15 protein-coding genes and 3 pseudogenes are annotated in these 20064 nt (G+C 69.4%); 10 read left to right on the forward strand and 8 right to left on the reverse strand.

Annotation, left to right across the window (positions count from 1 at the left end; genetic code table 11):
* Positions 1-268: 268 nt before the first annotated feature.
* The 6 genes and pseudogenes from OG385_RS35880 to OG385_RS35905 form a co-directional block, all read left to right on the forward strand.
* Positions 269-1582, forward strand: coding sequence for an ABC transporter substrate-binding protein (locus tag OG385_RS35880; RefSeq protein ID WP_266862221.1), 1314 nt, complete (start codon positions 269-271; stop codon positions 1580-1582).
* 104 nt (positions 1583-1686) lie between these two features.
* On the forward strand, positions 1687-2526 hold the full coding sequence (locus tag OG385_RS35885) for a carbohydrate ABC transporter permease (protein WP_266862223.1): 840 nt from the start codon (positions 1687-1689) through the stop codon (positions 2524-2526).
* Positions 2527-2528: 2 nt separating this feature from the next.
* The gene (locus tag OG385_RS35890; RefSeq protein WP_266862225.1) at positions 2529-3359 is read left to right on the forward strand and encodes a carbohydrate ABC transporter permease; all 831 of its coding nucleotides are present in this window, start codon (positions 2529-2531) and stop codon (positions 3357-3359) included.
* Positions 3360-3443: 84 nt separating this feature from the next.
* Positions 3444-4622 carry a glycoside hydrolase family 76 protein gene (locus OG385_RS35895; protein WP_266862227.1) on the forward strand — a complete coding sequence of 393 codons (1179 nt, stop codon included), beginning with the start codon at positions 3444-3446 and terminating at the stop codon, positions 4620-4622.
* A gap of 93 nt (positions 4623-4715) precedes the next feature.
* Complete coding sequence (locus OG385_RS35900; protein ID WP_266862229.1) at positions 4716-7808, forward strand: glycoside hydrolase family 38 C-terminal domain-containing protein; 3093 nt, start codon at positions 4716-4718, stop codon at positions 7806-7808.
* 168 nt (positions 7809-7976) lie between these two features.
* Positions 7977-8184 (forward strand): annotated as a pseudogene (locus OG385_RS35905) (XRE family transcriptional regulator); the annotation flags it as partial.
* A gap of 77 nt (positions 8185-8261) precedes the next feature.
* Here the strand turns inward: OG385_RS35905 and OG385_RS35910 are convergent.
* Together OG385_RS35910 and OG385_RS35915 are read right to left on the reverse strand one after the other, a co-directional pair.
* Positions 8262-8591, reverse strand: coding sequence for a deoxyxylulose-5-phosphate synthase (locus OG385_RS35910; RefSeq protein ID WP_266862231.1), 330 nt, complete (start codon positions 8589-8591; stop codon positions 8262-8264).
* Positions 8592-9233: 642 nt separating this feature from the next.
* Positions 9234-9809 (reverse strand): annotated as a pseudogene (locus OG385_RS35915) (TetR/AcrR family transcriptional regulator).
* Between the two features lie 88 nt (positions 9810-9897).
* Here OG385_RS35915 and OG385_RS35920 point away from each other — a divergent pair.
* Positions 9898-10779, forward strand: a complete 882-nt coding sequence (locus OG385_RS35920) for an SDR family oxidoreductase (RefSeq protein ID WP_266862232.1) — start codon at positions 9898-9900, stop codon at positions 10777-10779.
* A 120-nt stretch (positions 10780-10899) separates the two neighbouring features.
* On the opposite strand, the gene OG385_RS35925 is transcribed toward OG385_RS35920, so the two are convergent.
* From OG385_RS35925 to OG385_RS35940, 4 genes and pseudogenes are all read right to left on the reverse strand, one after another.
* Positions 10900-11199: a transposase family protein gene (locus OG385_RS35925; protein ID WP_323183986.1), complete on the reverse strand. Its 300-nt coding sequence runs from the start codon at positions 11197-11199 to the stop codon at positions 10900-10902.
* Between the two features lie 67 nt (positions 11200-11266).
* Positions 11267-11662 (reverse strand): annotated as a pseudogene (locus tag OG385_RS37425) (IS5/IS1182 family transposase); the annotation flags it as partial.
* 179 nt (positions 11663-11841) lie between these two features.
* On the reverse strand, positions 11842-12264 hold the full coding sequence (locus OG385_RS35935; protein WP_266862235.1) for a hypothetical protein: 423 nt from the start codon (positions 12262-12264) through the stop codon (positions 11842-11844).
* A gap of 10 nt (positions 12265-12274) precedes the next feature.
* Positions 12275-13012: a chitinase gene (locus OG385_RS35940; protein ID WP_266862237.1), complete on the reverse strand. Its 738-nt coding sequence runs from the start codon at positions 13010-13012 to the stop codon at positions 12275-12277.
* A gap of 848 nt (positions 13013-13860) precedes the next feature.
* On the opposite strand from OG385_RS35940, the gene OG385_RS35945 reads away from it, so the two are divergent.
* On the forward strand, positions 13861-14487 hold the full coding sequence (locus OG385_RS35945; protein WP_266862239.1) for a hypothetical protein: 627 nt from the start codon (positions 13861-13863) through the stop codon (positions 14485-14487).
* A 227-nt stretch (positions 14488-14714) separates the two neighbouring features.
* Here the strand turns inward: OG385_RS35945 and OG385_RS35950 are convergent, their stop codons facing one another.
* Positions 14715-15782, reverse strand: a complete 1068-nt coding sequence (locus OG385_RS35950) for a CU044_5270 family protein (RefSeq protein WP_266862241.1) — start codon at positions 15780-15782, stop codon at positions 14715-14717.
* Positions 15779-16435: an RNA polymerase sigma factor gene (locus tag OG385_RS35955; protein WP_266862243.1), complete on the reverse strand. Its 657-nt coding sequence runs from the start codon at positions 16433-16435 to the stop codon at positions 15779-15781. The genes OG385_RS35950 and OG385_RS35955 overlap by 4 nt, the downstream gene beginning before the upstream one ends.
* A gap of 283 nt (positions 16436-16718) precedes the next feature.
* Here OG385_RS35955 and OG385_RS35960 point away from each other — a divergent pair, with 283 nt between their 5' ends.
* Positions 16719-18932 carry an ABC transporter permease gene (locus OG385_RS35960; RefSeq protein ID WP_266862245.1) on the forward strand — a complete coding sequence of 738 codons (2214 nt, stop codon included), beginning with the start codon at positions 16719-16721 and terminating at the stop codon, positions 18930-18932.
* 347 nt (positions 18933-19279) lie between these two features.
* Positions 19280-19453: a hypothetical protein gene (locus tag OG385_RS35965; RefSeq protein WP_266862247.1), complete on the forward strand. Its 174-nt coding sequence runs from the start codon at positions 19280-19282 to the stop codon at positions 19451-19453.
* Positions 19454-20064 lie beyond the last annotated feature (611 nt).

The raw sequence follows: 20064 nt of genomic DNA on the forward strand, positions 1-20064 counted from the left end.
CCTGAAAGACGTAGTCCGGCAACCGGCTGAATGGTATCGATAACATTCGAGGTGGACAAGATGAGCGTTCGAGTCTTGCTGGCTTTCCGCTGACAGGAAGCACTTCGATGTGAATTTCAAGAGCTCCCCTTGTTTCGGTCTCATGGTGTCGTTAACATCCAGGCAACCCGGAGCACGGACACGAGTGGTGCGCTCCGGAGCGATCTCCCACACCGCACCCCGGCACCAGGGACTCCCTGCCGGGGCCCGGAGGGAAGGGAAGGAACCCATGAGATCAACCGGCGAGGCGACACAGCCGGCTCACCTGCTCCGACGCCGAACCGTGCTGGCCGGTGTCGGAGCCGGCGCCGCGGCCGTACTGGCAAGCGGCTGCGCACGGGGCGACAGCACGGCCTCCATGCCGGGCACCACGTCCCTGGCCAACGACAACGCCACCTGGGACCAGGGATACGTCACAGCAGGCCGCGAGCTGAAGAAGCTCACCGGCTACGCACTTCGCCCCCTGTCCAACCCGAACCCCACCGCCTACACACAGGTCACCCAGATCTCCCTGCAGACGACCAAGGCGACGGACCTGATCAAGTGGCAGTCGGGCTACAACCTGAAACAGCTCGCCCGCACGGGCAGTCTCAGCGACCTGACACAGATGTGGGACGCGTACGAGCGGAATGGCTGGGTGACGAAGACCCTCCGTGACGCGATGTCCTACCGCGGTGCCGTGTACGGGATCCCGCTGTACGAGTCGTACTACGTGCTGTTCTACAACACCGCGGTCTTCGACAAGCACGGACTCCGGGCCCCGGACACCTGGGAGGAGTTGCTGCACAACGCCGAAGTCCTCAAGAAGTCGGGCATCACGCCGTTCGTCGCCACGCAGAACGGCAACTGGCCCGCGTACGAGTGGTTCGAGGAACTCCTGAGCAAGGTCGACCCGCAGTTCTACGCCGATCTGATCGCGGGCCGGGCCAACTACACCGATCCGCAGGCGAAGAAGGCCCTGCAGATCTGGCAGGACTTCATGAAGAAGGGCTGGATGACGCCGGCCGACTTCGACCAGAACAACGGCCCGGCCGCGCTCAAGACCGGCAAGGTCGGCATGTTCCTGCACGGCTCGTGGCAGTCCCAGGGTCTGGCCGCCGCCGGAATGAAGCCCGGCGAAGGCTTCGACGCCTTCGTCCTGCCTCCCGTGGACGCCTCCACCAAGAGGTCCGTCATCACCGAGGCCGGTGTCCTCGCCGTACCGGAGAAGGCCGTGTCGCACGACGCCGCCATGGCCAACGCCGCGCACTGGCTGGACCCGTCGGTCCAGCGAGTATGGACCGACTTCCTCCAGGACGGCTCGGCCAATCCGAAGGCGGTCATCAGCAACCCGGTACTCGCCCGCCTCAAAGAACAGGCCCGGCGCGAGCACTGGACCGAGCTTCCCCGGTACGGACAGTCCGGGCCGCCCAACCTCATTCAGGGAAACACCGACGACCTGGGAGCCTTCATGACGCAGGCCATGTCCCCGGAGGCCTTGCTGCGCAGCATGGCGAGCCGGGCGTCCAAGGAGTGGGCCGCCTGGAACAAGGACGAGTCATGACATCGGCACTCGACAGGCGGCCCCCGGCGCCGGGCCCTCCCGCCCCCGGCCCGCCACCCGCCGCGCCGACTCGCAGGCCTCACCGCAGACTCAGGGACACGCTCGTGGGGGCAGGGTTCCTGGCACCCGCCGTGCTGCTCGTCTCCGCACTGCTCCTGGCCCCGTTCGCGGCGACCCTCTACCGGGGGTTCTTCAGTGACGGCCGCGTCTCGGGCTTCACCTGGTTCACCAACTACGGGCTGTTCTTCACCGACCCGGTGCTCGCCAAGTCGATCGAGAACACCCTGATGTGGGTGGTCGGCACGGTCGCCCTTCCACTGGCCCTCGGCCTGGGGATCGCGATCATGACCGACGGCGCCCGGTGGTCACGGGTGGCGCGGCTGCTGGTGGTCCTTCCCTACGCGATCTCCGGCTCCGCCGTCGCGGTCGTGTGGAACTTCATCCTCACCAGCGACGGCGCCGCCAACCAGGCGCTCAAGGCGCTCGGTCTGGGCTCCTTCGCCCAGGGCTGGCTGCTCGAATGGCCGGGCAACACCCTGGTGATGATCGTCGCCAACACCTGGCAGTCGACCGGTGTGGCCGTGATCCTCTTTCTGGTCGGCCTGCAGACCATCCCGCCGGAGACCCTGGAAGCGGCGTCCCTGGACGGCGCCACCGGCTGGAGCAAATTCTGGTACGTCATCCTGCCCCAGCTGAGGACGGTCTCCGTGATCGTCGTCGGCAGCAGCCTCGTCAACGGTCTGAAGTCGTTCGACCTGATCTGGGTCCTCACCCAGGGCGGTCCCGGCCGCAACTCCGAGACGCTCGCGGTCTCGATGTACCAGGAGACGTTCCTCGCGCTGCGTCCCGGCGCCGGCGCGGCCGTCGCGGTCGTCCTCACCGTCATCGTGCTGCTGGCCTCCTGGCTCTATCTGCGGCGCCAACTGACCCCGAAAGGCGCCTGACCATGCCCATCCGCCGTATCTCCGCGGGCACCGTCCTGCGTAACACGACCCTGGTGGTCGTCTCCCTGCTCTGGGCCGTGCCGACCTGGCTGCTCGTGGTCAACGCGCTCGTGCCGGCCGCCCAGTACGGCGGCAGCCCGCACTGGTGGCCGCACGGGGGCTTCGGGCTCTTCGACAACATGTCCCAGGCGTGGACCCGGGCCAGGCTGGGGCCCGCCATGGGCAACAGCCTGCTGTACGCGGTGACCAGCGCGGCCGCTGCGATCCTCGTGGCCACCACCGCAGCCTTCGCGACGGTCATCATGCCGGTGAAACGCAAGACCCTGTGGTTCTGGCTGATCTACTCGGGCACGCTGCTGCCGCTCCAGGTCTTCCTGCGGCCCCTCTTCCTGGCCTATGCGAACACCGGTCTCTACGACGCCCAGCTCGGGCTGTTCCTGGTGTACGTCGCGGTGGCGATCCCGTTCGCGTACTTCATCATGCGCAACTTCGCCCGGACTCTTCCCGGTGAGGTGATCGAGGCGGCACGGCTGGACGGCGCGTCCTGGTGGCGGATCTTCTGGCAGATCCACGTACCGCTGTCGAAGTCGGCGATGGTCGCCGCCTTCGTATTCCAGTTCGTGGCCGTCTGGAACGACCTTCTCTTCGGCATCACCCTCTCCACCAGCCGCAACATCCGCCCCGTGATGGCCGCGCTCGCCGAACTCCAGGGCAACTACTCCAACGTCGGCCCTCCGGTCGTCCTCGGCGGCGCCCTCCTCGTCTCGCTGCCCACCGTCGTTCTGTTCTTCTCCGCCCAGCGCTTCTTCGTCAGCAGCCTCAAGCTCAGCTGACGCCGACGCGAGGACGTGCCACCACCAGTACTCCTTCTCGCGAGTCACCACGCCATGAGCCGATCCCCCGAAAGGCACACTCCGGTGAAGATCTCTGCCCGCGCCGCTCTCACCCTCGCCGTCGTCCCACTGCTCTCCGCCGCACTGTGCACCGCGCCGGCCTTCGCCAACGCGGGGCCGGCGGCGAACCCGTGGACCGGCCGCGCCGAAGACGCGTACGACGCACTCCAGAAGAACCTCTACCAGGGAGCGGACCATCACGGGCTCTACCAGGAGGAGACCCCGCGGCAGAGCACCGACAACGCCCACTCCTACCTGTGGCCCCTGCGCGAAGCCACGGCGGCCACCGTGGACATGGCGGGTCTCCCCACGTCCGGAACGTCCTACACGGCGGACGCAACCGAACGCTTCCGCACTCTTGAGCTCTACTTCGACCCCCGCGACGGACGCCCCGGTTACGACTCCTACCTCCCCGCACCCCTCGGCCAGGGCGGGGACGTCTTCTACGACGACAACTCGGTGGTCGGACTCTCCCTCCTGGACCAGTACCGCGCCACCGGGGATGCCACATACCTCGGCCGGGCGGAGCAGAGCTTCGACATCGTCAGCCGTGGCTGGGACGACGACCCGGCCAAGGCCTGTCCAGGAGGCATGGACTGGGTCGACTCCACCAGCAACACCATGCGCGCCGCCAACGTCACCGGGCTCGCCGCCGAACTGGCCGCGCGGCTCTACCAGGCGACATCCGGTGACCGCTATCTGGCGAGCGCGAAGAAGTGGTACGAGTGGAACTGGTCCTGTCTGCGCCAGGCTCCGGGGCTCTACCACAACAGCCGTGGCGACGACGGGACCGTCAACACCACGCTCTGGACGTACAACTCCGGAGCCATGGTCGGCACTGCCACCACGCTCTACCGGGCCACCGGCGACCGCTCCTACCTCAAGCGAGCTGTCCAGGACGCCGACGCCTCGCTCGCGTACTGGAAGCAGGGCGACCGGCTGCATGACCAGCCCGCGATCTTCAACGCCATCTACTTCGACAACCTGCGGATCCTGAACGCCGTACGGCCCGACCCGGCCTACCGCCAGGTGGAGAGCGCCTACGCGGAGCAGACCTGGAAGGAGAACCGGGACCCCTCGACCGGGCTCTTCCGGTTCCAGCCCTCGGGCGGCGGCGACTACGACGCCACCGCGCCCGCCGAAACCCTCGAACAGTCCGCGATGGTCCAGATCTTCGCCGGCCTCGCCACCCATCGCTCCTGACCTCTTCACCTCCTGCCGTCCGCACACCCGCACGTCACCACCGACCGCTGTACGCACCAGACCGGCACCACGCCAGAGCGGAGAACCCTCTCCATGCCCCGCCCAGATCTGTCCCGCCCCTCCTGGTGGGACTCCGACATAGCCCGCGACATCCTGCGCGACCGCGGTGTCAGCTCCACCGGAGTCCTCGGCGGACGCCCCGTCCGGCTCTCCTGCGAGCCGCTGCTGCGCCACGACGGTGACGGCGGTCTGCTCCAGTCCGTACGGGTACGGACCGACCGCCCCGTCACCGTCGCCCGCGTCACCACCGTGTCCGGAAGCGCCCTGCGCTGCGACCTGGTCCCCGGGCCCGACGGCACCACCCGACTCCTGGTCCCCGAGGTGGATTCCCCGGTCCGGATCCTCATCGAACTGCCCGAGCTGGCCGAGGGCGAGAGCGTCGAAGTACAACTCACTCCGCAGCGTCACTGGACCCTGCATCTGGTCCAGCACGCCCATCTCGACATCGGCTACACCGACCCGCAGGGCACGGTCCTCGCCGAGGGACGCAAATACCTCGACTCGCTCCTGGAGCTGTGCCGTACAACGGACGACTGGCCCCAGGAGTCCAGGTTCCGCTGGGCCGTCGAAGGGTTCTTCAGCTACGAGAACTGGTCGGCCAACCGTCCGGCGGAACAGGTCGCGGAGTTCCTGGAGCGGGTCCGCGAGGGCCGCATAGAGCTCGCCGCGATGCCGTTCAACCTGCACACCGAGACATGCTCCACCGATGAACTCCACGAACTGCTCCGCCCGGTACGGGAGCTGCGTGACCAGCACGGCATCGACATCACCACGGCGATGCAGACGGATGTCCCCGGGCAGGTAGTGGGGCTGCCCGACGTCCTCGCCGACAGTGGCATCCGCTATCTCTCGGTCGCCCACAACTGGGCCGGACGCGCCGTGCCGCACCACGTCGGCGGCGGGCAACTGCCCCGGCTGTTCCGCTGGAAGGCACCCAGCGGGCGCAGCGTGCTGGTGTGGCGCACCGACACCCCACACGGGCTCGCGTACATGGAGGGCTCGATCCTCGGCTTCGACGAGTCCTTCGCCCGCGTCGACGACCTCCTGCCGAACTATCTCTCGGCGCTGGCCACCCACCAGTACCCGCACGAAGGGCGCGGCATCCCCGGGTTCCCCGTACTGGACGAGGAGTTCAAGGGCGACCCCTATCCCTGGGACATCCTGCATCTGCGCGTGCTGGGCAAGTTCGCGGACAACGGTCCGCCGCGCCGCATCATCGCCGACACCGTGCGCCGGTGGAACGAAGAGTGGGCCTTCCCCGTCCTGCGCACCTCACGCAACGAGGACTTCTTCCTCGACGCCGAGGCGCGCCTCGGCGACCGCTTGGAGACCTTCGAGGGCGATTGGAGCGACTGGTGGGTGGACGGCGTCGGGGCGGGCGCCGTCCCGCTGGCCGCCACCCGCGACGGTCAGGCGGCACTGGCCGACGCCCAAACGGTGGCCGGGTACGCGGAGATCCTCGGAGCCCACGGCGGCGCGGAGATCACCGCGTCCGCGCCCGCGGTCTACCGGGCCGCTTCGTTGTTCAACGAGCACACCTGGGGAGGCGGCGACCCGTGGACGCACGGCGATCACGGCCATGCCTCCGGCGAGCGGCAGTGGCACTGGAAGTACGCCCAGGCGCTGCGGGCCCACGACGACGCGAGGACTCTCCTCGACGGCGCAGGCGCCGCGCTCGGCACCCGGCTCTCGCCCCGCCAGGGCACTCTCGCCGGCTACTACGTCACCAACACCTGCAGCTGGCAGCGCTCCGAGACGGTCCGGCTGTTCCTTCCGGAGAGCACAGTCCCGCTGGAGGACTGTGTCCACCTGCTCGACACGCGAGACGGCTCACCGCTGGAGCACACCGAGGAGGCCCAGACCAACGAACTGCACCGGGCCGCAGGCCGCTTCCTGCTCTTCCGGCTCGGGGACGTGCCCGCGCACGGTGCGGTGCGGGTGGACGTCGTACCCGCCGATACGGCTCCTCCGGCCGCAGCGGACGCCGGAGACTCCACCGTCCTGGAGAACGAGTTCCTGCGGGTGCGCGTTGATCTGCGCTCGGCCTGGATCGGATCAGTCACCGACAAACGGACGGGCCGGGAACTGGTCCGCCAGGACGCGACGGTCGGCCTGAACGGCTATGTGTACGACGAGTACGCCACGGCCGGCGGCTTCAACCACCAGTCGAGCAAGACCACGGCCACGGACTCCATGCATCTGCTCGCGTCGCGCACCACGGCCCCGCCGGCTGCGCTGGTGGACCGCTTCTCCGACGCGACCGGTCAGACACTCGTCTACGAGTGCGCACCGGCCGGCACCGAGCGCCTGCGTGTCCGGGTCCATCTTCCGCGTGGCGAGGCCCGCATCGATCTGGAGAACCGGATCGCCAAGAGCGCGACCCTGACCAAGGAAAGCGCGTTCTTCGCGTTCCCCTTCGCCATGGAGGCCCCTGTCGTCCGGATGGAGGCCACCGGGGGCATGACGGGCACCGGCCTTCCGACAGTGCCGGGATCGGCGCGGCACATGCGCGCGGTGCGGCGCTGGGTCAGCTTCCAGGAGGGGACGACGGTCGCAGCCGTGGCCACCCAGGACGCCCCGCTGGTGCAGATCGGCGGAATCGCGATTCCCTACGTTCCCTACCCGCAGTCACTCGCTCAGGAGGAGCCCGGCACTCTCTTCTCCTGGGTGCACAACAACATCTGGGACACCAACTTCCCTTCGGAGCAGGCCTTCGACCATGTCTTCCGGTACAGCGTGGGCGTGGCATCCTCCACCGACTGCGCGGGCCCCGAACTGGGCATGCGAACGGCGTCCGCCGGCAGCCGCCCCCTGCTGGCGGTGCGCGCGAAGGGCGAGGCGATCGAGGAGCCGAGGACCTCGTACGGACTGCTGGCCGTCAGCGATCCACGGATCAGGATCGTGGGTCTCACCGTGCCCGCTCAGGGGCGGGTGCTGGCCAGACTCCAGTCGTACGCGCAGGAGCCGGTCACCTGCCGGATCACGCCGGGATTCCCGGTGGCGGAGGCAGAAGCCGCCGACTATCTGGGAGCCACGGGTGCGCGACTGGAGCCTGATCCCGACGGCTCTGTGCCGGTCGTGGTGCCGACCCTGGGGACCACAGCTGTACTGCTGCGGCTCCTCTGAGGGACAGCCAGTGGTCAGGCTGCGGCCCCTGGTGGTTTCCGGGTTTGTCGGCCGGGGCGGTGGATGTGTGGGGTCTTGGCGATCGCTTGTGGTGGGTGATCGTGTCGCTGAGCGGAGTTGGGCGGCTTTCGCGCGGCAGTAACCGGATCACCGAAAGAGAGGTGACTGGACCGTATCCGGCATCTCACCGTCGTCCTCCCGCCCCAGCACGCGGCTCGCCTCTTCGACGCCCAGCAGCGGGGCGAGGCGATGACCGGCTGCGCGAACTCACCGCCGAAGCACTCAAGGAGGTGTACTTCCAGACGGCGGCCGCCGCGCAGGCTCCCTGGATGAAGTACAGATCAACGACGTGCTGGACCTTGAGTTCGAGCTGTAGAGACCGCCCCCGAACAACCTGCGGGCCCCGGATGTGAATGAGCACTTCATCTGCCGGCTGAACGTTCGGGGCCACGGTCAGGGCACGTTGCGTCGTCCGAGCGCCTCGGCGACTGGTTCGCCACTGCGCCGGGCATGTGTCATCCGCTCGCGTATCTCCCGGAGAGTCCGGGGCCGGTAGCCAGGTCCGCCACAACAGCTCTTGTGGAAGCCCACGCCAGCATTCAGCAGCACGGTGAGAGTCCGCCATGCTGCGAGGTCCCGCCGCCGGGGCGTGGCGAACGCCGATCCTGCATGAATCATCGGTGCCGCACAGCGTGGACAGGTCCGCTGCCTCGTACGGTCGTAGGGCTGCTTGTACGAGACCCGGCATGAGAGGCAGACGTACGAGGTCTTCGCATGGGCCATGTGCTCAGCCTAGAGATGACACCGTGTGCTGGCCAGTGGCTTTCCGTACCGGAGAGGTGAGCGGTGCGGGCCGGCCCGTCTGCCCGGACGGCCGGCCTCCAGCTCGTGGAGCTCCGCGCCGAGCGATGACCAAACTGCCGCCCGGACGCCGCCGGCATCGAAACAAACGGCCAGCCGATCTGGCTGCGGCCGACAACCGGCCAGACTTCACCGCCGCTACCAGATCCGTACGAACGCTCCAGCTTCTGATGCAGCGCGCCCACCTCACCCGTTGAGCCGGAATAAGAGAAAGGCCTCCGAGACCGGGGGCCTTCGTACACTTCGCTGACCGGCCAGCTCAACGACCAGCCCGAGGCGGTGCTACGCCCAGTTCAGCTGGTGCGGCGAGCTGTCCGGGGTCCAGCCGGTCCGTCTCGATTTGGTGTTGAGGTGCATCCAGTGAGCCTCCGCCAACTTGAAGTCACAGGTCAAAGGGCTGGCGTGACCGGCTCTCGGGGTGCTCACGCTGGTCCTGGGTGACTGTCTGCGCAGTAGGTCATCTGTCAGCGATTGGCTTGGAGGTCTGTCAGGAAGGGCTGGGCGTCTCGGAGGCAGTCGACGGGCGCCGCAGCGCCCATGGCGCCGACAGCCGAGCGGCATGGATCAGCCCAGCGATGCCGTTGCCGCACGCAGGTCTTCCAGGGTTGCCAATGCATGTGGCGCGAGCCCTTCTGTGTCATCACGATCACTTTCAGACCACTGGGCGTATCCCCGCTTGAACGCGAGGACTCCCAGCTCGCCCGCGAGGTGCGCGGTCGGGTCGGGGACGCCACGGGCGATGAGCGCGGCTGTCATGGCGGCCGCGAGACCGACGCTCTTGAGGGCGTCGCGCTCTTGTATTCGGTGCTGGCTGCCACGGCTGCTGTGAGGCGGGGGCCGAGTTCGCGGTTCGCTGGTCCCATGGCGCTCGATACGCGCTCGAACCGGCTGCTACCGCCTGGAGCGGGCTGACGCTCGCAGGGGCCTCGGTAATGCCATCGGCGAGCAGCCTGCTGAGCGTCTCCTGGCCGGCGACCAGTAGCTCGCGCTTGTCGGAGAAGTGCCGGAAGAAGGTGCTCTTGGTGACTCCGGCGCGCTCGGCGATCTGCGTCACCGTGGTGGCGTCGTACCCCTGCTCGGTGAACAGGTCGACGGCCGTAACGACGAGTCGCTGGTCGCCCCCGCTTGCCATCTAGCCATGCGACCAGGAGAGGTGATGGGACACCTGTCCCGTCACCGTGTAGGGTCAGTGATGGGACAACAGTCCCATCACTTTCAGGGAGAGCTCATGCATGTCTTCGTCACCGGCGGTACCGGCACCATCGGCTCCGCCGTCGTCGCCGAACTCCTCGGCAACGGCCACACCGTTCTCGCACTGGCTCGCTCGGACGGCTCCGCGCAGGCCCTTGAAAGTGCTGGCGCCAAGGTGCTGCGAGGAGACCTGGCGGACCTCGACGTCCTGCGGTCCGGCGCAGCGCAGTGCGACGGCGTGATCAGTCTGGCGTTCGGACGCGACTACAGCAGTCCGGACGCTCTCGCGCAGGCCATCGCCGAGGAGAGCGCCGCTCTCGCCACGCTGGGGCAGGAACTCATCGGAAGCGACCGCCCGATCGTCACGGTCTCCGGGACGCCCTGGGTGCCGGGACGCGCCTCCACCGAGGCCGATCCGCTGCCGACCGACGGACCGGTGGGCGGTCGGGGCCGTTCGGTCAATGCACTGCTGGACCTTGCCTCGCGCGGTGTGCGCAGCGCGGCTGTCCGCATGCCGCGCACGGTCCACAACGAGGGCCAGGGCGGATTCGCCGGCCTGTTGACCGATCAAGCGCGCCGCACCGGGGTGGCCGGCTACCCGGGCGACGGCACCCAGCGCTGGCCGGCCGTGCACGCGCTCGACGCAGCCGTCCTGTTCCGGCTGGCCCTTGAGTCCGCACCGGCCGGGACGGCCTGGCACGCCGTCGGCGACGAGGGCGACGCGGTGCGGGACATCGCCACAGTCATCGGCCGGCGACTGGGCCTGCCGGTCGAGGAGGTTCCGCAGGAGAACTTCGGCCCGTTCGGCCCGATCTTCGCCATGGACCAGCCGGCGTCCAGCGCCCAGACCCGCGATGCCCTCGGGTGGCAGCCGACCCACTCCAGCCTCCTCGCGGACCTGGAAACCATTCAGCCCTGACGCACACCGGTTCCAGGGGACCGGACGGGGCCGGCTCAATGGGTCACTGGCAATGGGCCAGTACGCCCGGTACCGGGACACTCCAATTCGCCGTGGGCGACTGCCTGCTGAGCGGATCCCTCAGCGGTTGACTTCGAGGTTCGTCAGGACGAGCAGGGCGCGCAGGAGGCAAGTGGCGCGGGCCGGTTCGGTGCGGAGTTCGGTGAGGATCCGCCAATTCTTGAGGTGGGCGAAGCCGTGCTCGACCGGTGCGCGTCCGTTGGCGAGGACGCGGTTGGCGGTCTTCTGGCCGGGGGTGAGCTTGTGGGTGCGGGTGGCGTGGAAGCCGGTGACGATCACGGGGTCGAGTACGCCGTTGTCCAGGCCGCGGAAGCCCAGGTCCGCCAGGGCCCCGAGGCCGGCGGCGCGCAGGTGGGCCAGGAGGTGGTCGGCGGGCGGCGGTGTTGTCGTGGGTGCAGCCGGGCCGGGCGGCGGATATCCAGATCAGGCGGCCCCGCTCGTCGGTCAGGGCGAGGAAGCGCAGGCCGTGCCGGTGGTGTTTGCCGGAGTAGTTGCGCCGGTCGGCATTCCCGGTGCGGCGCTGGGTGGCGATGACGGTGCCGTCGATCAGGACCACCTCCCCGCCCTGCCGGGCGACCTTCTTCAGGGCGCGGTCCAGGCGCGGCGCCTGCGCGGCGAGCAGGGCAATCAGCTCGTCGCGCCAGCGGCGGACGGTCGACTCGGACACGTTGTTGCCGCCGGCCATGTCGGCCAGGCGCTGGTCGTGGCGCAGCACAGCCAGGACGATCACTGCGATCTTCCCGGGCGGCAGGATCCGCCACCTGGACCGGATTACTTTCAGGTGACGCCGCAGCAGATCGGCGAGGTGGTTGAGGGTCCGCATGGACAGTGGCAGACGGCACTGGTAGACAAACGGCAGGTGTCCTCGGGCGTGCTTTTTAGCTTCGTCACACAATTCCAACGGCCGCCGGGGGAGCGGTCGTTATGCCCGCGCCGCGCTGCCGTGGGCGGCAGATCAGGTCACCGGCGGGTGGTGAAGCGGCCGTCGGGCAGTTTGCGCAGTCAACTGCGGTCGACCAGTCTGACCAGCTTCCCACGCAGAGGCTCCAGCTTGGACCGCGCACTGACATCGATTCCCAGGGCGTCGCCGACCTGCCGGGCCATGACCGGTCCGGCGGCCTGCCGCACGGTGGCAAGGATGCGCTGGTAGTCCGGCGGGAGCATGGTCTCCTCCACGTCCGGCGTTCGGTGCGGGACCAGCATCACCGCTCGTCCGCCCACCTGCCCGGGCGCCGGCGCGGCCGAGGCGCGTTCGTCGGCAAGCTGTTCGCTCACCCACTCAAGAACCCGCTCCGCGACGGCGAGCTCGTCCCGCTCGGCCCGCACCTCCGCCAACTCCTTGGCGAGCAGTTCCTCACGTTCGTCCAGCTCCGCACGCCGCGCGGTGATCCGTTCCAGCAGCTCGGGATCCGTGAAAACGTCCACCCTGTTCACGTCAGCAGGAGAGGTTGCCGCCCGGATCGGTGCCGAGAACGGCGACGAACTTCTTGTAGAGGTTGATCCGGTCGTTGCGTTCGGCGGGGTTTTTGCCGTTGCACTCCAGGTCGCCGTTGATGCTGCGGATCGTCTCACCGAAGCCCCGTCCGTTGACCACCGCGTCGTGCGGGGTCGTCGTTCCGGCGCCCTTCTGGCTGTTCCAGAACCACAGGCCGGTCTCCCAGGACACGGCCGCGTCCCGCTCCACCTGGTACGGGTTGTGCAGCAGGTCGATGTGGAGGGCGTCCCCGGCCGCCTTGTAGTTGAAGTTCCAGCTCAGCTGGAGCGGGCCGCGCCCGTAGTAGGCGCTCTGGCCGGCGGGGCAGCCGTAGGGCTGACTCCGGTCGCAGTAGTGGGGATAGTTGGCCTTGTTCTGCTCGACGACGTACCTCAGACCGCCGGTTTCGTGGCTGACGTTGGCCAAGAAGGCCGCCGCCTCGCGCTTGCGCACCGCATCGCTCCCGGTGGTGGTGAACCCCGGGTAGGTGCGAAGAGCGGTGACCAGGCCCTGGTAGGTGTAGAAGCTGTTCCTGCCAGGAAACAGCTGATCGAACTGCGCCTGGCTGACCACGAACGCCCCCGCGGCGGAGGCCGGCCCCGCCGGTACGGCGACCGCCAGCCCGCTCGCGACTGCGGCGGCGCTCAACACGGCCACAACACGCGATCGGGTCCGGGACAAGACGCGAGGCAGGGACATCAGTTCTCCTTCGGTACGCGGACGCGGTCCGGTTGGGTTTCCGGGGGCATCTCGCAGACGGAGAGTTCCGAATGCGGCGTAACGACTGAAGCTTTGCAGCCATACGCCCGGAATAGCGCTCTACGTGACGGTCGGTCACCCGTTGGGAGCCCAACTCAACTCAAGTTGACGCCCCGTCCAAGCCGCCGCGGAGGACCGCTCTGCATGGGCAGGATCTATACCCCCCCCGCATTCAATGGCCCCATAGGCCCCATAGGCGCCGGTTCCAAGCTGTTCGACGCGCAGTCCGCAACCGGTCTGCTTCGGTGTGGTATCTGCTGGCCCACCCGGACCTGGGAGATATCCGGCTCGCTGTGCTGGAGAGGTTGGGGCCGCTGATCCAGCCGAAACTCAAGCGCGGCGTCCACCGCTTTGTCCAAGCCCTCGAACGCGAAGCCCTCGGAATGCGACACCCAGGCCTGGCTCGCCGACCGGAACGACCGATCACGATTGTTCCGGTCGGACGAAGGACGAAGACAGCCGGCGAGATCCTCGACAGGGGTGCCGCTACTGCCACCGCACCATGAGACCGGGAGGCCTTCTGGCGGCTGCGTCCGCGCGCGGGGAGAGTTTAGGTTGGGCACGGGCCGTAGTGGCCAACGGCTGGTGCTTCGTCAGCGGTTGTGGCGGTGGCCGGTGTGGGGGAGGGGCGGGCGCCGACAGCTGGGGGCTGGTGCCGGAGGTGACGCCTGCACGCTTGCGAGCCTGACCTCAGGGCCGGGTGGCAGACGGGGCGTTGCTAGGGTCGCGGCCCATGACGGAACCCATGAGTACGTGATGGGAAAAGGCTGACGAAAGGCTGCGTAACCGTGCGGAACCCCACTCATCTTCTGATCGGCGCGCTCGCAGCGGCGGTGGTGACGCTGAGCCTGTCCGGCTGCGGAACCAACGCTTCTAGTCCGCACAAGCCCAACCCCAGTGGCTCGGGCGGCGGCTCGGGCGAGGCCTCGCCGGGTGCCGCCCGGAACGGGGCAGGCGGTGCGAGCGGGGCGAACGGGGGCAAGGGCAAGGGTCGCGAAGCGGCCCAGGCCGGCACCAAGGGCCTGGACCCGTGCAAGGCGTTGAGCGGGAAACTGGGCAAGTTCCAGCTGGACTCGCCGGTGCCCGCGATTCCGGAGACCGGCGAGCGCGGATGCAACTACATGTTCCAGGGGGCCAGCGGCCCCGCGGTGACCATCAACTACTGGGACACCAAGGCATGGAAAGACGTCATCGTCGGCGGCGCCGGTGCTCCGAAGACCGCTGTCACCATTGACGGCCGGCAGGCCAAGCAAACGCGGTCCACCGGTCCGGGCCTCTGCGACGTGATTGTGCCCCTCGGACAGCACTCCACGGCCGAAGCCGAGGCCCGTGGGCACTCAGCCACGTCCAAGGACCCGGTGTGCAAGTGGGCCAAGGACGCGGCCAGGGAAATGGTCACCAAACTACCCAGGTAGGAGCGGACGAGCCGTGCGTGTGAAGCCGCAGCGGCGTACCTCTTACGGAGGCCAGATCAGCGGGCCGTATCGGTTGTCGGCAACGATCCCACGCCAAGGCGTGGTGCGGGGCCGCCCACGGGCCGGGAAAGCGCGCGGAGACCGGCGGCGAAAGCCCCCGGGCTCCGCGGTGTGACGTGCGGGGCCCGGGGGCGTGGTCCTGGCTGTGACCGGGCGTGCTGGTGGTGTCAGTCGAGGTAGGTGTCGTACTGCTCGACGTCACCGGGCTTGAGCTGCATCTTCGGGTCGGTCTTGATGCTGGAGAGCTCCGTGCCCAGGATGCGTCCGGTGTGCTCGTCGAGGATGATCGTCCACCGCACCGTCCCCTTGAAGTCCACGCCGTACGCCTGGCCCTGGCGCCCCGCACGGTCCTTGACCGGGCCGAGGGCACGCAGGCCGGACCGCTCGGCGAGCAGGCCGTCGATCGCGGCCGTCTGGGCGGGGCCGGGCGTCCACTCACGGAGCAGCGCCTCCACGGAGTCCATCGTCCAGTACGCGCTGGCGCGGGTGTCGGGGTTCTCCTTCGCCAGGTAGTCGGCGAGGCCGCCGACGGTGGTCGGGGGCGTGCTCCGGAAGTCGGCGAACTTCTCCCATGACCCTGCCGCCAAGTGCGTGCGGTGGACGATCCGGCCGTCCTTGATGTCTTGCGCCTCACCGGTGCCGTCGGCGTTCCAGCGGTCGCGGGACTCGGTCACCGGCATCTGTTCCGGCTTGTGCTTGCCGTCGTCCCACATCCCCAGTGCCCACTCCTGGCGGTGGGTCCCGCGGTGCGCGGTGCCGGGGGAGTCGGCGAGGGCGGCGGCCCGCTCCGCGACGGTGGCGAGCGCCACGGTGGCCCGGGAGTTCTCCACCGTGAGCGGGGCGGGCGCGGCGACGGCCGTCTGACCGCTGCTGCCGGTGACGGCGAACCCCGCCACGGTCGCTGCGACGACGGCGGCCGCCGCCCCGAGGGACATCGACCGGCCGGGCGTCAGCCGGCCGAAGACCGAGGGGCGGCCGGTGGTGGAGCGGGACTTTGCGGCGCCGGACGTGGCGGCCGTGTCGTTGATCTCGTTCATCAGGTGTGCTTCAAGCTCCGCGTGACGGGCGGGCGAAAGCCGGGGGGCGGTGGGCGGCGGGACCATCTCACGCAGCGCGGCGAGCTCGGTGCGCTCCCGGGCTTCCCGCCACTCCTGGCTCTCTTCCTCGTGGGTTGGGTCCGCCGGACGCCAGGACGGGGTGGTTGCGCCAGAACGGTTCCGGAACAGGGCGTTCATGTGAGGTTCTCCTGGGTGGTTCGAGCCGGAATACTGTTTACGCGCTGTATCTGTCCGCTGCCTTGGGGAAGTTCCCGACCGGGTGCGCCCTGTGTGCCGTCGCGCCGGCCGGCCGGGCGCCCGGCGGAGTCGCGCAGCTTGGCGCGGGCGCGGGACAGCCGGGAGCGCACGGTGCCGACGGGTATGCCCAGGGCCTCGGCGGCGGACGCGTAGTCCAGCCCGCCCCAGACACACAGGGTGAACACCTCGCGCTCGGTGCGCCGCAGCCCCTCCAGCGCTGCCTTGGCCGCCGCCAGCCGTTCGGCGTCCGCCAGCCGCCCCGTCACCTCCTCGGCGAAGTCCGCGACGATGTCCGCGCGCGGCATCCGGGCCAGGGCTCTCTGATGCCGCCGGGCCGAACGGGCCGTGTTACGCAGGACATTGGTGGCGATGCCCAGCAGCCACGGGCGCAGACTGCCGGTCTCCTCCGGGCGTAGCCGCTCGCGCGAGCGCCACGCCTCCAGATAGGTGAGGGAGACGACGTCCTGGGCCGTGGCCCAGTTTCCCGTGGACCACAGGGCATGGCGGTACACGGCGTCCGCGTGCTCCCGGAACGCCTCGGCGAGCGCGGCCGGGTCACCTTCGCGGAGACGGGCATGGGTTGAGTGAGTCACGTGGAGTACTGTCCGACCGGTCTCACGGGTTCCCGTGACGTGCGTCACGGGCCCTGGGTGGAGGTGCGCTGAAGCCGGACTCGCACCGAACCGGGGAAGAGAAAAGCATCCGACAGCACCTGGACGACATGCCGTAGGCAGGCTTGGTGAACGAACAGGCTGTTCGCACTCTCGCCCCCGCCTTCAGGCCGACTTCTGGTCCCGCTCGGCCTCCACGATCAGAGTCCCGGTGTGGCTCTGGACCCCGGCGCCGGGATCACCACCTTCGCCTACGGCTCGGCCGATGTCACCGCGATCACGCAGAAGAACACCGACCGAGGCCGAGCCGCTCGTCTCCGGCCTGACGAAGATCCCCGGCGTCGCCGATGCCGTGGTCGACCGCTCCTTCTACGCCCAGGCGATCAAGAACGGCACGCCCGTCACCGACGAGGGCGCCGACGAGTCCGGGCACGGCTTCGCCAGCGCGCGCATGGCGCCGTACCGGCTGGTCTCCGGCCGCGCTCCCGCCACCGCGAACGAGGTCGTGGTCGACCGTGACCTCGGCGCCGCCGTGGGCAGCGAGCTGACCGTCAACATCACCAAGGGCCGCGAGCAGTTCCGGGTCGTCGGCACGGTGGACGGCCCCGGCTACTACTTCAGCGAGCAGTTCGCGGCCCGCCACCAGCCGGGCGTGGCCACCATCGCCCTGATCCCCGACAAGGGCGCCGACACCGGCGTGATCGTCTCCGGCGCGAAGAAGGTCATCGGCGACCACGGCAGCGTCGTCTCCGGCGACGGCCGGTCCGAACTGCAACCCGAATACATCGAGCACAAGCGCTTCCTGGGCGTCCAGCTCATCAGCGCCATGGCCCTCCTCGGGCTGTTCACCACGGTCTTCGTAGTCGCCTCCATGCTGGTCCTGTCCACCGGGATGCGCCGCCGCGAGATCGGCCTGCTGCGCACCATCGGCGCCTCGCCCCAGCAGATCCGCCACATGATCCTCGGCGAGGCCGCCGTGGTCGGGCTCGCCGGTTCGATCGCCGGCTGCCTGGCGGGCATGGCCGCCACCCCGCTGCTGCTGTCCATCCTCAAGGGCCTGGACGTGACGCCGCCCGGCATGGAGATCACCGTCGCTGCCTGGCCGCTGCTCACGGGCTCCCTGGTCGGCATCGGCGTCAGCGTGATCGGCGCCTGGAGCGCGGGCCGCAAGGCCGCCGAGGTCGCCCCCATCGAAGCGCTGCTCGACAGCCGCTCGGCCAACCAGGGCATGGGGCGCGGTCGTTGGATCGCCGGTCTCTCCGTCCTTGGCCTGGGTGCCCTGCTCGCGATCGGCACCGCCACGTCGACCGCCGACAACCGCGTCAACATGGCGATCTTCGCCACCATGACGCTGATCGTCGCGGCGGCCCTGCTCACCCCGGCATTCATCGGCCCGGCCGGCCGCTTCCTGACCGCACCGTTCCAGCGCGGCGGCAAGGCCGCCCCGGTCCTCATCCGCGCCGAGCTGGTCGCCAACCCGCGCCGCGCCGCCTCGCTGGTGGCCCCGGTGATCGCCGCTGTCGGCTTCGCGGTACTGCTCAGCGGCATGGTGTCGACCATGCGGGTCGCCTACCCGGCCGGTGAGGCGCTGAAGGTCGCGGGCCAGACGATCGTCACGCCGGACGGCACGCCCGGCAACACCGACGAGGTCGTCGCCGACAACCCCGTGGGGAAGGCGGCGCTGCCGACCCGGGCCTTCGTGGAGACGAAGAACGGCAAGAACAGCGAGCGGCCCGGGGCGTCCACCGTCCTGGACGTCCTGGGCAGCCGAGACGCGAAGTGGAACAAGCAGGGCGAGGCGGTCCTCGGCAAGAAGACGGCCGGCGACCTGGGGCTGAAGCAGGGCCAGAAGGTCCCGGTCCGGTTCACGGACGGCGCCACCGTCACCCTCCGCGTCTCCCAGGTACTGCCCGACGACCCGGCCCGTGGTGACTTCGTGGTCGCCCGAGACCTGGTCCGCGCCCACGACCCGGCCGCGCTCACCGACGACATCTTCGTCCCGGGCAACGCCAAGGCCTCGGCCGCGGCCCCCGGAGTCGCGCTGCACGACGCCGCCGCATACGCCCTGGCCGACTACAACACCGACGCCAAGCTCACCGAGTCGCTCGCCATGATGCTGATCGTCATCGCCGTCGGCTACAGCGTGATCGCCGTCGCCAACTCCATGGCCATGGCCGCCCACGGCCGGCGCCGCGACTTCGAGGTGATGAAGTCGGCCGGCGGCACCGTCCGCCAGCTCCTGTTCACCTCTGCCGGCGAGACCGCCCTGGTCATCGTCATCGGCGCCGCCCTTGGTGTACTGGTGACGCTGCCCCCGCTGGCCGGCATGGCGGCCGGTCTCTCCGAGGCCACCTCGTCGGACGTGGGCCTGCACCTGAACTCGGGTGTCGTCATCGTCGCGATCACCGGCACCCTGATGGCGGCGCTGCTCGCGGGGGCCGCCGTCACATCGAGGACGCTGAAGAGGCTGTCCGCCTGAGGCGGACGCGGACCACGCGAGGATCAGCACAGCACGACGAAGCGGCGGCCCCCGGAATTCCGGGGGCCGCCGCTTCGTCGTGCTGCGAGCCCGTCCCGGCGCGCCCCGGGGCACTGACCTCCCCACGCCCTCCAAAGTGCCTCCACGCGCGCTTTACAGTGCCCGGGCAGCGCCGCTGGTTGTGCTGGTGGGCCGCGCCCCGCCGTTCGGGCAGATTCGCAACGAACACCGCAGCTCGCGAATGAGGTTCACGCGTGTGTGACGTGGGCCGTGCCGCTCGCGCCCAGTCGACGCCCAGCTTCCGCGGCCCGCTGTTCCTGGGTGAGGTTGTCTCGTCTAGATTTGGTGTGAGATCCACCCGCCCACTTCACGATCACCGGCTCCGTCTCGCCGTCGACCGCGATCTCTTCGCCGTGGCCGCGCGGCACGGGCTGGTCCGGGCCGTACCGCCCGGCAGCGGCTACCGCGTCCTGGCGCCCAAAGTTCCCTGCACCCGGCACCTCGCGAAACCTTCGACCTGACGGACATTCCGTTCGACAAACAGGTCGTCCGGATCCGGGTTCACAACTCGGTTCCGGAATCCGCCGAGCATGCGGGCGGAACCCCCTCGCGTAGTGGTCAACCTTCCCCGGCCGAGGTGGGGGACCGGGACCGCACGGTCGACGACCTCGCCGCGGCCACTGCACACGTCAGAAACGCCAGGTCCAGGAGGCGGTGGAGGCTCGCCGACGCGCCGAGCCGCTCAGCACGCCGGCTGGGCGCGGGGCCCGCCACTGGTGGACAGACCCAACGAGGGCGCTCTCGGTGGTTGTGGGTCGGTGGCCGCCCACTCTCCGGGCGCGTCCTGCCCGGGAACCTGGCACAGGTCCCGGTACACGGCGACAGGTCGCCGGCATCCTCACCGCCGCCACCGGTCGGCGGACCAGGGTCGAGCGGATCACCGACGACGCCACGCGCGTACAGCTCCACGAGGCCGGGATGACCGAGGGGTTGGTCGAGGCCGGGCTCGGAATATCGACCGGCCTGCGCGAGAACTTCGTGCCCGAACAGGGCCGAACCGTCCGGACCACCACCCGACCAGCCTCGCTGCCTGGACCTACGGGCATCTCCGGCACCGGATCGTCGACGCGTC

The sequence above is a fragment of the Streptomyces sp. NBC_01306 genome (assembly GCF_026340465.1).
GTDB lineage: Bacteria > Actinomycetota > Actinomycetes > Streptomycetales > Streptomycetaceae > Streptomyces.